The 14,470-nt window shown below is 69.7% G+C and carries 16 protein-coding genes; 6 read left to right on the plus strand and 10 right to left on the minus strand.

Annotated features, from left to right (window positions below):
• Nucleotides 1-34: 34 nt before the first annotated feature.
• Nucleotides 35-610, plus strand: a complete 576-nt coding sequence (locus tag ABZV38_RS07645; protein WP_356325662.1) for a DUF4396 domain-containing protein — start codon at nucleotides 35-37, stop codon at nucleotides 608-610.
• Nucleotides 611-640: 30 nt separating this feature from the next.
• Here ABZV38_RS07645 and ABZV38_RS07650 read toward each other — a convergent pair whose 3' ends face one another.
• Nucleotides 641-1,273, minus strand: coding sequence for a sulfite oxidase-like oxidoreductase (locus ABZV38_RS07650; RefSeq protein WP_356325584.1), 633 nt, complete (start codon nucleotides 1,271-1,273; stop codon nucleotides 641-643).
• A gap of 154 nt (nucleotides 1,274-1,427) precedes the next feature.
• Here ABZV38_RS07650 and bfr point away from each other — a divergent pair, with 154 nt between their 5' ends.
• A complete protein-coding gene (bfr, locus tag ABZV38_RS07655) occupies nucleotides 1,428-1,907 on the plus strand; it encodes a bacterioferritin (protein WP_356325586.1) in 480 nt (159 codons plus the stop codon).
• A 17-nt stretch (nucleotides 1,908-1,924) separates the two neighbouring features.
• Here the strand turns inward: bfr and ABZV38_RS07660 are convergent, their stop codons facing one another.
• Together ABZV38_RS07660 and ABZV38_RS07665 are read right to left on the minus strand one after the other, a co-directional pair.
• Nucleotides 1,925-2,239 (minus strand): (2Fe-2S)-binding protein, encoded by a 315-nt coding sequence (locus ABZV38_RS07660; protein ID WP_356325588.1) that lies wholly within the window; start codon nucleotides 2,237-2,239, stop codon nucleotides 1,925-1,927.
• A 170-nt stretch (nucleotides 2,240-2,409) separates the two neighbouring features.
• On the minus strand, nucleotides 2,410-3,756 hold the full coding sequence (locus tag ABZV38_RS07665; RefSeq protein ID WP_356325590.1) for a class II 3-deoxy-7-phosphoheptulonate synthase: 1,347 nt from the start codon (nucleotides 3,754-3,756) through the stop codon (nucleotides 2,410-2,412).
• Nucleotides 3,757-3,858: 102 nt separating this feature from the next.
• Between ABZV38_RS07665 and ABZV38_RS07670 the strand changes: the two genes are divergently transcribed.
• Together ABZV38_RS07670 and ABZV38_RS07675 are read left to right on the plus strand one after the other, a co-directional pair.
• Nucleotides 3,859-3,915 carry a trp operon leader peptide gene (locus ABZV38_RS07670; RefSeq protein ID WP_356325664.1) on the plus strand — a complete coding sequence of 19 codons (57 nt, stop codon included), beginning with the start codon at nucleotides 3,859-3,861 and terminating at the stop codon, nucleotides 3,913-3,915.
• 90 nt (nucleotides 3,916-4,005) lie between these two features.
• On the plus strand, nucleotides 4,006-5,892 hold the full coding sequence (locus tag ABZV38_RS07675; RefSeq protein ID WP_356325592.1) for an anthranilate synthase family protein: 1,887 nt from the start codon (nucleotides 4,006-4,008) through the stop codon (nucleotides 5,890-5,892).
• 37 nt (nucleotides 5,893-5,929) lie between these two features.
• Here the strand turns inward: ABZV38_RS07675 and ABZV38_RS07680 are convergent, their stop codons facing one another.
• The 5 genes from ABZV38_RS07680 to ABZV38_RS07700 form a co-directional block, all read right to left on the minus strand.
• Complete coding sequence (locus ABZV38_RS07680; protein WP_356325594.1) at nucleotides 5,930-6,934, minus strand: 2-hydroxyacid dehydrogenase; 1,005 nt, start codon at nucleotides 6,932-6,934, stop codon at nucleotides 5,930-5,932.
• Nucleotides 6,935-7,001: 67 nt separating this feature from the next.
• A complete protein-coding gene (locus tag ABZV38_RS07685) occupies nucleotides 7,002-8,030 on the minus strand; it encodes a 6-phosphofructokinase (RefSeq protein ID WP_356325596.1) in 1,029 nt (342 codons plus the stop codon).
• Between the two features lie 153 nt (nucleotides 8,031-8,183).
• Nucleotides 8,184-8,828, minus strand: a complete 645-nt coding sequence (locus ABZV38_RS07690) for a response regulator transcription factor (protein WP_356325666.1) — start codon at nucleotides 8,826-8,828, stop codon at nucleotides 8,184-8,186.
• Nucleotides 8,829-8,926: 98 nt separating this feature from the next.
• Nucleotides 8,927-10,174: a DUF5931 domain-containing protein gene (locus tag ABZV38_RS07695; RefSeq protein WP_356325598.1), complete on the minus strand. Its 1,248-nt coding sequence runs from the start codon at nucleotides 10,172-10,174 to the stop codon at nucleotides 8,927-8,929.
• A 53-nt stretch (nucleotides 10,175-10,227) separates the two neighbouring features.
• Nucleotides 10,228-10,971, minus strand: coding sequence for a lysophospholipid acyltransferase family protein (locus ABZV38_RS07700; RefSeq protein WP_356325601.1), 744 nt, complete (start codon nucleotides 10,969-10,971; stop codon nucleotides 10,228-10,230).
• Between the two features lie 194 nt (nucleotides 10,972-11,165).
• Between ABZV38_RS07700 and ABZV38_RS07705 the strand changes: the two genes are divergently transcribed.
• Entirely contained in the window at nucleotides 11,166-11,945 is a 780-nt protein-coding gene (locus ABZV38_RS07705) for an alpha/beta fold hydrolase (protein WP_356325602.1), read from the plus strand.
• Complete coding sequence (locus ABZV38_RS07710) at nucleotides 11,938-12,612, plus strand: hypothetical protein (RefSeq protein WP_356325604.1); 675 nt, start codon at nucleotides 11,938-11,940, stop codon at nucleotides 12,610-12,612. Before ABZV38_RS07705 ends, ABZV38_RS07710 begins: the two co-directional genes overlap by 8 nt.
• A gap of 39 nt (nucleotides 12,613-12,651) precedes the next feature.
• On the opposite strand, the gene ABZV38_RS07715 is transcribed toward ABZV38_RS07710, so the two are convergent.
• Together ABZV38_RS07715 and ABZV38_RS07720 are read right to left on the minus strand one after the other, a co-directional pair.
• Nucleotides 12,652-13,425: an endonuclease/exonuclease/phosphatase family protein gene (locus ABZV38_RS07715; protein ID WP_356325606.1), complete on the minus strand. Its 774-nt coding sequence runs from the start codon at nucleotides 13,423-13,425 to the stop codon at nucleotides 12,652-12,654.
• Nucleotides 13,426-13,503: 78 nt separating this feature from the next.
• Entirely contained in the window at nucleotides 13,504-14,445 is a 942-nt protein-coding gene (locus ABZV38_RS07720) for an ROK family glucokinase (protein ID WP_356325608.1), read from the minus strand.
• Nucleotides 14,446-14,470 lie beyond the last annotated feature (25 nt).

A 14,470-nucleotide genomic window follows, 5' to 3' on the forward strand; every position in this document is an offset into this window, starting at 1 on the left:
CGACGGGAACCGCTACCGGCATCGGGGGATCGCCATGCAGCACGAGACGCGCGACGAACAGCACGAGCAGCAGGGCCGGCACGAGCACCAGGAGCACCACGGCCACGGCAGCCGGCACGCAGATCACACGGACCATTCAGCTCACGCCGGCCACACGGCGCACGCCCCCGGCCAGGCAGGCTGGCCCATGGCGGCACGGGCCACGCTGCACTGCCTCACCGGATGCGCCATCGGCGAGATCCTCGGCATGGTGATCGGCACGGCGCTCGGCTGGGGCAACGCGGAGACGATGGTCCTGGCGATCGTCCTGGCCTTCGTATTCGGCTACACGCTGACGCTGCGCTCCATCCTCACGACAGGCGTCGACTTCCGTACGGCGTTCCGGGTCGCCCTCACCGCCGACACTCTCTCCATCGCGGTGATGGAGCTGATCGACAACGGCGTGATCGTCCTCTGGCCCGGCGCCATGGACGCGCAGCTCGCCGACGCGCTGTTCTGGGGAGCCCTCACACTGTCGCTGGCCGTCGCCTTCGTCGTCACCACGCCGGTCAACAAGTGGATGATCGGCCGTGGCAGGGGGCACGCAGTGGTGCACCGGTACCACCACTGAGAGCGGGCCCGCGACAACGGGGCCGACAGGTCAGAGCTCGGGGCCGTCCCCGGGCTCCTCCTGGTAGGAGTAGCGCTGCTCTCTCCACGGGTCGCCGATGTTGTGATAGCCGCGCTCCTCCCAGAAGCCCCGGCGATCGGCGGTCATGTACTCGACGCCACGGACCCACTTGGGGCCTTTCCAGGCGTACAGATGCGGGACGACGAGGCGCAGCGGGAAGCCGTGCTCGGCGGTGAGCAGTTCGCCGCCCTGGTGAGTGGCGAAAAGTGTTCGGTCCGAGGTGAAGTCGGCGAGCCGCAGGTTCGAGCTGAATCCGTACTCGGCCCAGACCATCACATGGGTGACCTGGGGTGCGGGCGGCGCGAGTTCGAGGATCGTACGGGCGAGGACCCCGCCCCATTCGGCACCGATCATGCTGAATTTGGTGACGCAGTGCAGATCGGCGACGACCGAGGAGAACGGCAGGGCCGAGAACTCCTGATGGTTCCAGCAGTGCTTCTCGCCGTCCGCCGTGGCCCCGAAGACCCGGAACTCCCAGCGGTCAGGCTTGAACTTGGGAACGGGCCCGTAGTGGGTAACCGGCCAACCGCGCTGCAGTCGCTGACCCGGCGGAAGCTCGGACTGCTCTGATTCGCGGTATTCCCGGCTTTCCGGCTGACCCATGACTCCATGGTGACAGACAGGCAGGGGTGGTCATGACCAGGGCAGAGGCTATTCGGGCAACTCCTACTAAGCGTGTACTTACTGGACGACCGGAGGGTGCGGTGCGAGGATGCGGCCAACTTGCCCAGTTCACCGGTTGGAAGGAGCCTCTGCGATGCAGGGCGACCCTGAGGTCATCGAGTTCCTGAACGAACAGCTGACCGCCGAATTGACTGCCATCAACCAGTACTTCCTGCATGCAAAGATGCAGGAGAACTTCGGCTGGACGAAGCTGGCGAAGTACACGCGCTCCGAGTCGTTCGACGAGATGAAGCACGCCGAGATCCTGACGGACCGCATTCTCTTTCTCGACGGACTCCCCAACTACCAGCGGCTCTTCCATGTGCGGATCGGCCAGACCGTCACGGAGATGTTCCAGGCCGACCGCCAGATCGAGGCGGAGGCGATCGACCGGCTCAAGCGCGGTGTCGAGTTGATGCGCGGCAAGGGTGACATCACGTCCGCAAATATCTTTGAGTCGATCCTGGAGGACGAGGAGCACCACATCGACTACCTCGACACCCAGCTGGAGCTGATCGAGAAGCTCGGCGAACCGCTCTACATCGCGCAGCTGATCGAGCAGCCGGAGAGCTGAGCTCCCGAGCTCCGGGTTCAGGCCGCGTCGGGGAGCCGGATGCCCGGGACTCTGCCGGGGGCGATGCCCGGCACCCTGTCCGGGTCCGCATCGGGGGCCGCGCCGGGCGCGAGCGGCCGCTCGGGGACGCCACCGGGGCTCAGCTTCTGGTCGAGCAGCTCGCCACGAGCACAGGCGCCGCGGCCCAGCATCGCCTGGATCCTGCGGACACAGCCGCCGCAGTCCGTGCCCGCCTTGCAGGCGGAGGCTATCTGGCGGGGGGTGCACGCCCCGGCGTCCGCATGCTGCTTGACCTGCTGCTCCGTAATGCCGAAGCACGAACAGACGTACATGCGGTTCACCTCCCGACGGGGTCGATCGTTGGCGCCGTCCCGAATAATCGGTGAGGCTAACCTAACCTTACCCGGCACTCCACTCCCGTAAAGCCCCGGTACGACTGTGGGGCACGGATCACATCGATCCGTGCCCCACAGTCGTACGTGCCCTACCTGGGGTGACCGCCCTACTGGTCCCGGTACATCTCGGCGACCAGGAAGGCCAGGTCCAGCGACTGGCTGCGGTTGAGGCGCGGGTCGCAGGCCGTCTCGTAACGCTGGTGCAGGTCGTCCACAAAGATCTCGTGGCCACCGCCGACGCACTCGGTGACATCGTCACCGGTGAGCTCGACGTGGATGCCGCCCGGGTGCGTACCGAGGCCCTTGTGCACCTCGAAGAAGCCCTTGACCTCGTCCAGGACGTCGTCGAAGCGACGGGTCTTGTGGCCGGAGGCCGCCTCGAAGGTGTTGCCGTGCATCGGGTCGGTGACCCAGGCGACGACCGCACCGGAGGTGGTGACCTTCTCGACCAGCGCGGGGAGCTTGTCGCGGACCTTGTCGGCGCCCATCCGGACGATGAAGGTCAGCCGGCCGGGCTCGCGCTCCGGGTCGAGGCGGTCGACGTAGCCGAGCGCCTCGTCGACGGTGGTCGTCGGGCCGAGCTTGATACCGATGGGGTTACGGATCTTCGCAGCGAACTCGATGTGCGCGCCGTCCATCTGACGGGTGCGCTCACCGATCCAGACCATGTGGCCCGAGGTGTCGTACAGCCGGCCGGTGCGCGAGTCGGTGCGGGTCAGCGCCGACTCGTAGTCCAGCAGCAGCCCCTCGTGCGACGAGTAGAACTCGACCGCCTTGAATTCGGCCGGGTCCGTGCCGCACGCCTTCATGAAGTTCAGCGCGTTGTCGATCTCGCGGGCCAGCGCCTCGTAGCGCTGCCCGGACGGGGACGACTTCACGAAGTCCTGGTTCCAGGCGTGCACCTGGCGCAGGTCGGCGTAACCGCCCGTGGTGAAGGCGCGGACCAGGTTCAGCGTGGAAGCGGATGCGTGGTACATCTGCTTCAGCCGCTCAGGGTCCGGGATCCGGGCTTCCTCGGTGAAGGCGAAGCCGTTGACGGAGTCGCCGCGGTAGGTCGGCAGGGTGACGCCGTCGCGGGTCTCGGTCGACTTGGAGCGCGGCTTGGAGTACTGGCCGGCGATCCGGCCCACCTTGACGACGGGCACCGAGGCCGCGTAGGTCAGGACGGCGCTCATCTGGAGCAGCGTCTTCAGCTTGGCCCGGATGTGGTCGGCGGACACGGCGTCGAAGGCCTCGGCGCAGTCGCCGCCCTGCAGCAGGAACGCCTCGCCCTTGGCGACGGCTCCCATGCGGGCGCGCAGCTGGTCGCACTCGCCCGCGAAGACGAGCGGCGGATACGACGCGAGGTCCGCGAGTACATCGCGCAGAGCCTCGGCATCGGGGTACTCGGGCTGCTGCGCCGCGGCAAGGTCTCGCCAGGTGTTGCCACCGGCGACGGAGGTATTGGCGTTCACGGTCACATCCACAACATTACGGGGTCGCACGGGGCGTCCATCCGTAGGCTCAACAGATGAGACGCGCGTCTCGACGGACTGCCGTCCGGTAGGGTGCGGAACATGTTCGCGCAGACGCACCAGAACTGGTGGTGGACCGCTCAACCGGCGGCCCGCTGATTCATCGCGCGACAGACCACGCGAAGGCCGCCCGAGGGGCGGCCTTCTCTGCGTTTCGGGAGCCGTTCCTCCATTCGGAAGGAACACCTCATGCCCGACCCCACCGAGCTCGTCCTCCAGCGGCTCCTGACGGACGACTGCCCGCCGTTCGCACTGCTGCGCAGGCGCACCCCCGGCCGTGATCACGACACCGTCGAGGTCCTGATCGGCCGGGTGCGGGAGGTGGACCGGCTCGCCGGTCTGCCCGTCGGTCCGCAGCCGTCGCTCGCCCTGGTGCCCTTCCGGCAGATCGCCGAGCGCGGATTCGACGTGCGCGACGACGGGACACCGCTGTCCGTGCTGACCGCGGACGAGACGTACGAGCTGCCGCTCGCCGCCGTGCTCGACGTGCTGCCCACCCATGACGTCCGGGTCGAGGGCGGGGCCTTCGACGTGCCCGACGAGGAGTACGCCGGGATCGTCCGGCGGGTCATCGAGGACGAGATCGGACAGGGCGAGGGCGCGAACTTCGTCATCCGGCGGACCTTCCAGGGCGAGATCCCCGGATTCGGGCGGGCCGATGCACTGGCGCTCTTCCGGCGGCTGCTGGCCGGTGAGCGGGGCGCGTACTGGACGTTCGTCGTACACACCGGCGAGAGGACGCTGGTCGGCGCCAGCCCCGAGGTGCATGTGCGGATGTCCGGCGGGACGGTCGTGATGAACCCGATCAGCGGAACGTACCGCTACCCCGCCGAGGGGCCGACCGCCGAGAGTCTGCTGGCCTTTCTCGGTGACCGCAAGGAGACCGAGGAGCTCTCCATGGTGGTCGACGAGGAACTGAAGATGATGTGCACCGTGGGTGACATGGGCGGGGTGGTGATCGGGCCACGGCTCAAGGAGATGGCCCATCTCGCGCACACCGAGTACGAGCTGCGCGGGCGCTCCTCGCTGGACGTACGGGAGGTGCTGAAGGAGACCATGTTCGCGGCGACGGTCACCGGCTCGCCCGTGCAGAACGCCTGCCGGGTCATCGAGCGCTACGAGTCCGGCGGCCGCGGCTACTACGCGGGCGCGCTGGCCCTGCTGCGGCAGGAGCCGGGCGGGGCGCAGACCCTCGACTCGCCGATCCTCATCCGTACCGCCGACATCGCGGCCGACGGACGGCTGCGGGTGCCGGTCGGGGCGACGCTCGTACGCCACTCCGATCCGGCGAGCGAGGTTGCCGAGACCCATGCGAAGGCAGCCGGGGTGCTGACCGCGCTGGGAGTGCGGGCCGGGCGGCCACGGGCCGGGAAGACGTGTCCGCGGCTGGCCGGCGATCCGCGGGTGCGGGCCGCGCTGGACGCCCGGCGGGACGGGCTCGCGCCGTTCTGGCTGCGGATGCAGGAGCGTACGCAGGAGCTCTCCGGCCATGCGCTGGTGATCGACGGCGAGGACACCTTCACCGCCATGCTGGCGCATCTGCTGCGCGCCTCGGGCCTGGAGGTGTCGGTGCGGCGCTACGACGAGCCGGGGCTGCGCGAGGCCGTGCGGGCACACCTGGGCCCGGTCGTGCTGGGCCCCGGGCCCGGGAATCCGGCCGACACCGCCGATCCGAAGATGCGGCTGCTGCGCGAGTTCGCCGCGGAGCTGGTCCGCGACCACCGGCACGGGCTGCTCGGGGTCTGCCTGGGCCATGAGCTCATCGCGGCGGAGCTGGGTCTGGGGATCGTCCGCAAGACCGTGCCGTACCAGGGCGCGCAGACCCGGATCGAGCTGTTCGGGCGCCCGGAGACGGTCGGCTTCTACAACAGCTTCACCGCTCGCTGCGACGACGAGACGGTCACCGAGCTGGCCGCACACTCCATCGAAGTGAGCCGGGACGCGGCCACCGGCGAGCTGCACGCGCTGCGCGGGGACGGGTTCGCGTCGGTGCAGTTCCACCCGGAGTCGGTGCTGACGCTGCGCGGGGCGTCGATCGTCGCCGAGCTGCTGGCCGGGCTGCCCGTGCACAGCTGACGGCGGACGCGGGCGAGCCCCGGAGGAGATCCGGGGCTCAGTCCTCGGGGAGCGCGGGGACGAGGACGTTGTCGCTGCGGCGGCCGGCCAGGTAGTCGGCGACGTTCTGCTCGGTGGCGTCGATGATCTGCGCCACGGCGTCCTCGGTGTAGTACGCCTGGTGCGAGGTGACGACGACGTTCGGGAAGGTGACGAGGCGGGCCAGGGTGTCGTCGTCGATGCCCTCCAGGGACTTGTCGAGGAAGAAGAGCCCGGCCTCCGCCTCGTACACATCGAGTCCGATGCCGGTGAAGCGGCCCGCCCGCAGTTCGGCGACCAGGGCCGTGGTGTCGACCAGTCCGCCGCGGCTGGAGTTGATCAGGATCGCGTCGTCCTTCATCAGGGACAGGGCGTCCTTGCCGATGATGCGGCGGGTCGCGGGCAGCAGCGGGACATGGAGGCTGATGAGGTCGGCCTCGGCGAAGAGCTGTTCCTTCGCGACGTACGCCATGCCGAGCTCGACGCAGGCCGGGTTCTCGACGATGTCCCAGCCGAGCAGCCGCATTCCGAAGCCATGGGCGATGCGGGTGAAGGCCTCGCCGATCTTGCCCGTTCCGACCACGCCCACCGTACGGCCGTGCATGTCCCGGCCGAGGAGGCCGTCGAGGCGGAAGTCGAAGTCGCGGGTGCGGCTCGCGGCGCGGATGATCCGCCGGTTGACCGCCATGGCGAGCGTCCAGGCGAATTCGGCGACCGAGTACGGCGAGTAGGAGGAGACCCGGGCGACCCGCAGCGCGAGTCGTTCGGCGACGTCCAGGTCGATGTTGTTGAAGCCGGTGGAACGCTGGGCGATCATCTGCGTGCCGCCAGCGGCGAGGGTCTGCAGCACGCTGCTGCCCAGATCGGCGTTGACACTGGTGGAGATGATCTCGTAGCCCGCCGCGATGGGCGCGGTGTCCTTGTTGAGGAAGACGTCCAGGCAACGGACCTCGTGCTGTCCGGCGAAGGCCTTCTCGATCAGCGGCTTCTCGTCGGACTGCACACCGAATGCCAGGATTTCCACGATTTCTCCCGAAAGGCAGGGTACGGGCCGGACAGTCGCGAATATACGGCCCGTGCCCCCGCCGTGCTCAGCCGAAGAAGACGCCAACCTCTGCGTAGAGCGCCGGGTCGACCGTCTTGAGCCGGGCGGTCGCCTCCGCGATCGGCACCCGCACGATGTCCGTGCCGCGCAGAGCGACCATCACGCCGAAGTCGCCGTCCCGGACGGCTTCGATGGCGTGCAGCCCGAAGCGGGTGGCCAGCCAGCGGTCGAAGGCGCTGGGGGTGCCGCCGCGCTGGACATGGCCGAGCACCGTGGTCCTGGCCTCCTTGCCGGTGCGCCGCTCGATCTCCTTGGCCAGCCATTCGCCGACGCCGGACAGCCGGACATGGCCGAAGGAATCGTGGGATGCGTCCTTGAGGATCATCTCCCCCTCGGCGGGCATGGCGCCCTCGGCGACGACGACGATCGGGGCGTAGCTCGCCCGGAAGCGGGAGGTGACCCAGGCGCAGACCTGTTCGACGTCGAAGCGCTGCTCGGGGATGAGAATGACGTTCGCGCCGCCGGCCAGCCCGGAGTGGAGCGCGATCCAGCCCGCGTGGCGGCCCATCACCTCGACGACGAGGACCCGCATATGGGACTCGGCGGTGGTGTGCAGACGGTCGATGGCCTCGGTCGCGATGCCGACCGCCGTGTCGAAACCGAAGGTGTAATCGGTGGCGGAGAGGTCGTTGTCGATGGTCTTGGGAACGCCGACGCACGGGATGCCGTACTCGTCGGACAGGGTCGCGGCCACGCCGAGCGTGTCCTCGCCCCCGATCGTGACGAGTGCGTCGACCTCGTACTTGGCGAGGTTGTCCTTGATCCGGCGGACGCCGTGCTCCGCCCCCAGGGGGTTGGTGCGCGAGGAGCCGAGGATGGTGCCGCCGCGCGGCAGGATGCCGCGCACCGCCGGGATGGAGAGCGGGACGGTCTCCCCTTCCAGCGGGCCGCGCCAGCCGTCTCGGAAGCCGATGAAGTCGTAGCCGTACTCCTGCACGCCCTTGCGGACGATGGCGCGGATGACCGCGTTGAGCCCGGGGCAGTCGCCGCCCCCGGTCAGTACTCCGACCCGCATGGAAGCATCCCTTCGCCGAAGTGAGCTCGCTACGAACACGCTAATGGTGATCCAGGTCACTCAGGGATGGGTCGGAAGGTCAATTCCCACGCAATAAGCCGGAGTTGATCACGGGCGCCGCCCAGGCGCAGTCGCTCTCAGGCGTTCCCGGTCTCAGGCGTCGTCGAGGCCGCGTTCGATCGCGTACCGCACGAGCTCCACCCGGTTGTGCAACTGGAGCTTGCCCAGGGTGTTCTGGACGTGGTTCTGGACGGTGCGGTGCGAGATGACGAGCCGCTCCGCGATCTGCTTGTACGAGAGCCCCTTGGCGACCAGCCGCAGGACTTCGGTCTCCCGGTCGGTCAGCTGCGGGGCCTTCGGCTCGTCGGACGCGACGGGCGCCGGCTCGGAGGCCAGCCTGCGGTACTCGCCGAGCACCAGTCCGGCGAGGCCCGGGGTGAAGACGGGGTCGCCGACCGCGGTGCTCCGCACGGCCTCGGTCAGCTCCTGCGTACTGGCGGACTTGAGCAGATAGCCGGTGGCTCCGGACTTCACCGCCTCCAGCACGTCGGCGTGCTCACCGCTCGCGGAGAGCACCAGAACCCGCAGGCCGGGGTGGGAGCCGACCAGTTCCTTGCAGACCTGGACGCCGGGCATCCCCGGCAGATTGAGGTCGAGCACCAGGACGTCGGGGGTGGCGGCCCTCGCCCGGCGCACGGCCTGCGGGCCGTCACCGGCGGTCGCCACCACGTCGAAGCCCGATTCGGCGAGATCGCGGGCGACGGCGTCGCGCCACATCGGGTGGTCGTCGACCACCATCACCCTGATCGCCCGCTGCTCGGCGTCCTGCCCGGGCGACGCGCCCGCCGTACTCGTCGCGCCAGTCGTCGCAGTCGTGTTCGTCACGTTCTCTGCACTCATCGGCCGGAACCTGCCTTCCCCCGTGAATCGTTCGGAGTCCTCGAAACCTTTGGCACCTTCAACTCGACCTCGGTGCCCTGGCCCGGCACCGAGATCAGCTCTGCCGTGCCGCCCAGGTCGCGCAGCCGCCCCCGGATCGACAGGGCGACCCCCAGCCGCCCCTCCCCCTCCGCCTGCGCCAGCCGCCCCTCCGGAATGCCCGGGCCGTCGTCCCGGACCGTCACGATCACCTCGTCCGGCCAGTCCTCGACGAGGACCCAGGCCTGGGCATCCTGCCCCGCGTGCACCCGGACATTGTCCAGGGCGGCTCTGACAGCGGCCGCGAGTTCCTTCGCAGCCGCCGGAGCGAGCAGTACGGGGGCGCCGGGCTCCGCGAAGGTGACCCGGGAGCCGGCGTGCGGGGCGAGCAGGGAGCGCAGATCACAAGCGGCCGCGCCGGCCGGCCCGTCTTCCTCGTCGACCTCGACGGTACGGACCACCGCGCCCTCGGCGGCGTCCTCGGAGACCCGGGTGGGGGGCACCAGTCCGCTGGAGACCAGGGTGCGCAGGGCGACCTCCTGTTCCCCGGCCATCCGGCCCAGTTCGGCCGCCCCGCCGCCCAGCGCCGTGCCACGGCGCTGCACCATCGCGAGGACCTGGAGCACGCTGTCGTGGATGTCGCGGGCCAGCCGCTCCCGTTCCCGGGTGGCCGCCTCGATCTCCAGGGCGCGGGCCAGCGTGCGCTCACTGGCCCTGGCCACCTCGACGACGTAGCCGATGGCGATGGAGGCGACCCAGACCAGCAGGACGTTGTGGAAGGTGTCCCGGCTGGGTTCGCCGCGCTCGACGATGTTGGCGGCGGCGACGAAGGTGGAGGCGAAGGCCGCCCAGCGCCAGCCGCCCTTGATCGCGAACGCCAGGACGGAGCCCGCCGTCCAGATGGACGGCAGGGTCGAGCCGTCCATGTGCTGGGCGTCGAAGTCGGCGAGCGGGGTCAGCAGAATGCCGGCCAGGGCGAGCACGAGGTCGGCGCCGAGGAAGCGTTTGGTGCAGCTCACCGCGCCCGCGACCTTCGGGAGCGTGGCGAGGGTCCAGGCGGCCATGACGACCAGGTAGGCGAAGGCCACCCACGGCCGCTCGTACTCGTCCCGGCCGAAGACGGCGAGCAGGCTCGCGTAGAGCATCGTCAGAATCCGGTACGCGGTCAGAGCACGCCACAGCGGCTGCTCGACCGACATGCGTACGACCCGCTCGCGCTTGGCCATGTCCCCCCACCCCCCGGACGGACGCCGACGCTGTTACGCGCCGGACCGATCCGTCACCCTTGCGTTCCGGGCTTTCTGTCCGCGTGCTTCTCTTCCTCGGCGCGGCGCTTCGCCTCGTCCGCGATCTGCCGTTTGGCCGCGGTCGCATAGATGTCGACGTACTCCTGGCCGGAAAGCTTCATGATCTCGTACATCACCTCGTCGGTGACCGAGCGCAGAATGAAGCGGTCGCCCTCCATGCCGTGGTAGCGGCTGAAGTCGAGCGGCTTGCCGATCCTGATGCCCGGGCGCATCAGCTTGGGGATCAGCTGACCGGGCGGCTGGATCTTCTCCGTGTCGATCATCGCGACGGGGATGACGGGCGCTCCGGTGGCGAGGGCCACGCGGGCCAGGCCGCCGGGCTTGCCGCGGTAGAGCCGGCCGTCGGGCGACCGGGTGCCCTCCGGGTAGATGCCGAAGAGTCCGCCGCTCTCGATGACCTCGATGCCCGCCTTGATGGCCGCCTCACCGGCGCCGCGGCCGCCGGAGCGGTCAACCGGGAGCTGGCCGACGCCCTTGAAGAAGGCGGCGGTGAGCCTGCCCTTCACGCCGGGCGCCGTGAAGTACTCGGACTTGGCGATGAAGGTGACCTTGCGGTCCAGGACGGCCGGCAGGAAGAAGGAGTCGGAGAACGAGAGATGGTTGCTCGCGAGGATCGCCGGCCCCTGAGCAGGGATGTTCTCCAGGCCCTCCACCCACGGCCTGAAGGCGAGCTTCAATGACCCGCCGATGGAGAACTTCATTGCGCCGTAGATCAACTCGGGTGCCTCCTGTGTGCTGTCGCACTGACCTTAACCCGTGGTGCTGCTGCCGTTCCTGCCCGGCACAGGGCCGAAGCACGGCTGTGACCGGTGACGACCCTGGTCGGTGTCAGTCCGGTCGCGTACGGTGAAGTAATCCTTCTTGCACTCCCCTTTCGCTCCCCTTCGAGCCTCACGAACAGGAGACCCCGGTGCCGGTCCTTCCTGGAGCCGAGCCGTTCCGCCACGAGGGCGGAGAGGTCGGCGTCCTCCTCTGTCACGGATTCACCGGTTCACCGCAGTCGCTGCGTCCCTGGGCCGATTACCTCGCGGAGCGCGGACTCACGGTCTCGCTGCCGCTGCTGCCCGGGCACGGCACGCGCTGGCAGGACATGCAGGTCACGGGCTGGCAGGACTGGTATGCGGAGGTGGACCGGGAGCTGCGGGCCCTGTCGGAGCGCTGCAGTCAGGTCTTCGTCTTCGGGCTGTCGATGGGCGGCGCGCTGACGCTGCGGCTGGCAGCGAAGCACGGGGACGCGATCAGCGGTCTGGTGCTCGTCAATCCAGGGAACAAGGTGCACGGCCTGGCGGCGTACGCACTGCCGGTCGCCCGCCATCTGCTGCCGTCCACGAAGGGCCTGGCGAACGACATCGCGCGCGAGGGCGTCGACGAGATCGGCTACGACCGGGTGCCGCTGCACGCGGCGCATTCGCTGCGGAATTTCTTCCGGCTGGTCGACGCCGAGCTGCCGCAGGTCACCACGCCGGTCCTGCTGCTGCACAGCCCGCAGGACCATGTGGTGCCGCCGGCCGACTCGGCGCGGATCCTCAGCCGGGTGTCGTCGACGGATGTCGAGGAGATCCTGCTGGAACAGAGCTACCACGTGGCGACGTTGGACCATGATGCGGAGCGGATCTTCGACGAGAGCTACTCGTTCATCGGCCGCCTCGCTCCGAGCGTCGGGAAGAAGGGGAGCACGTCCGGTGGCTGAGCACGACGCGGAGCGCGCGGGCAGCGAGGAGGAGCGCGAACCGCGCCCCACCGAGGGAGCGGCCGTGCCCGACGGGGGCGCGAGTGCGCAGGATGTCCCCGCACGGCCCAGGGGCGACAGGGGCGAGGGCGACCCGATCGACGAGGAGGCCGTCTGGGAGGCGATCGTCGCCGGGTACGGCGAGGAGCCGCCGGACCCGCCGGGTGCCAAGCCGTTCAAGTCGATCGATGACCTCGCGCGGCTGGAGGACGGTCAGCGCAATGTCCTGGAGCCCGACAAGGGTGCCGGGAAGCAAGAGCCCCCGAAGCCGCCGGAGAAGTCGCTCGGCAGCTCGGTCGTCTTCGCACCCGGTGTCGGCGGTCCGCGCGACTACGAGGTGACGGAGCCGGCCGACGGTGACGAGGCGGACGACCACGACGAGGGACACTTCGTCCCGCCGGAGCCGCCGCCGCTGCCGGAGGCCGATGTCACGGCGAAGTTCGCCTGGCTCGCGGTCGTCGGCGGGCCGGTGCTGCTGCTGATCGCGGTGCTGCTGCAGTGGGACATGACGTGGTGGCTGACCACGCTCTGTGTCGGCGGCTTCCTGGGCGGCTTCGTCACCCTGGTCGCGCGGATGCAGGACTCCGACGAGGAAGACGAGGATCCGGGGCGCGGCGCAGTCGTCTGAGACGGCTCCCGGGACAGTGGTCCGAGCCGCTCCCCGGGATCAGGTCGGTTCGGCGCGGGAGGCAAGGGCGGACACCCGGAGTGCGGCCAGTACCGGCAGATGGTCCGTGGCCGTGCGCAGGTCCCGCTCGGTGATGCCGGGCAGCCCCGACGGGACTCCGCAGCCGAGGACCTCGATCCCGGCGGTCGCGAAGATCGCGTCGATGCGCAGGCGCGGATCGTACGCAGGGAAGGTCTGCTCGGCGCCCCACGGCCGGACCGACCGGCAGTCCTGGAGCCGCCCGGACAGCAGCTGGAAGGCCTTCCCTTCCGGGCCGTCGTTGAGGTCGCCGGCCGCGAGGGCGTGCTCGACCTGCATGGCGTCCAGCCGGTCGAGCAGCAGATCCGCCTGGGCCAGCCGTTCGTCGTGCCGCAGGCTCAGATGGCAGCTCAGCAGACCGATCCGGGTGCCCGCGATCCGCACCACCGCCGTGGCGAACCCCCTGCGGTGCAGTCCGGGGGTGCGCGGCAGCAGCACATCCTCCGTTCGTTCCACGGTGGCGCGCAGCGAACAGAGCAGCAGAGGTCCGGCCGCGGTGGCGCCGCCGGAGAGGAGCACCAGGTCGGTGTGGGCCGCCAGCCAGGCGGCGCGCTTGCGCCAGCGGAAGAAGCGCGGTGCTTCCTGGATGAAGACCAGATCGGGTGCACAGGCGCGGATGACGCGGGCCAGTGCCTCGCGGTCGTCGCGCATCGACCTGATGTTGTAGCTGAGCACTCTGATGACGGCCGAACCATCCGGCTCGGTACGGGAGTCGGGCAGCGGCGTCAGGACCATACCGCTCACGATACGACGGACGCCCGCCGCTCCCGTAGGGGCGCGACGGGCGTCCGGTGATGTCCGTTGCCGGGTGACTCAGCCCTGGCGGGCCAGGTCCGCCGCGCCCACCAGTCCGGCCTTCCCGCCCAGTTGGGCCGCGAGCACCTGGGCGTGCGGGCGCCACTCGCCGCCGATCAGCCAGCGCCGGAACGACTTGCGGATCGGGCCGAGTACAAGCTCGCCCTCGTCCGAGACGCCGCCGCCGACGATGAACGCGGACGGGTCGAAGAGCGAGGCGAGGTCGGCGAGTCCGGCGCCGGCCCAGCGGGCCAGCTCGCGGAAGGAATCGATCGCCACCGGGTCGCCCTGTCGGGCGGCCTGGCTGATGTGCTTGCCCTCGATGCCGTCCAGCGTGCCGTCGCCGAGGCTGAAGAGGATCGTGGCGTTCTCCGGGGTGGCGTTGGCGCGCTGCTTCGCATACCGGACGAGCGCACGCCCGGATGCGTACTGCTCCCAGCAGCCCTGGCTGCCGCAGCCGCAGAGCAGCCCGTCCGGCACGACCCGGATGTGGCCGAATTCGGCAGCCACACCGAAGCGTCCGCGGCGCAGCTTGTTGCCGATGATGATGCCGCCGCCCAGACCGGTGCCGAGCGTGATGCAGATGACGTCGTCGTGGCCCTGGCCGGCGCCGAAGCGGTACTCGCCCCAGGCCGCGGCGTTGGCGTCGTTCTCGACGACGACCGGGAGGCCGACGCGCTGCTCGACCTTGTCCTTCAGCGGCTCGTGCCGCCAGTTGATGTTCGGCGCGAACAGCACCGTGGCGCGCTTGTCGTCGACGTATCCGGCAGCGCCGATGCCGACCGCTTCGACCTCGTGTCCCTCGCTCGCGCCGGATACCGCCGCCGCGATCGCGTCCACAATGCCTTCAGCCGTCGGCGGGGTCGGCACCTTGAACATCGAGAGGATCCGGCCCTCTTCGTCGACCACTCCAGCCGCGATCTTCGTGCCGCCGATATCGACGCCGATGGTGAGTCCCATGAATCCCTCAGTTTCGGTCGAGCCC

It is taken from the genome of Streptomyces sp. NPDC005181, from assembly GCF_040608395.1.
Classification (GTDB): domain Bacteria; phylum Actinomycetota; class Actinomycetes; order Streptomycetales; family Streptomycetaceae; genus Streptomyces.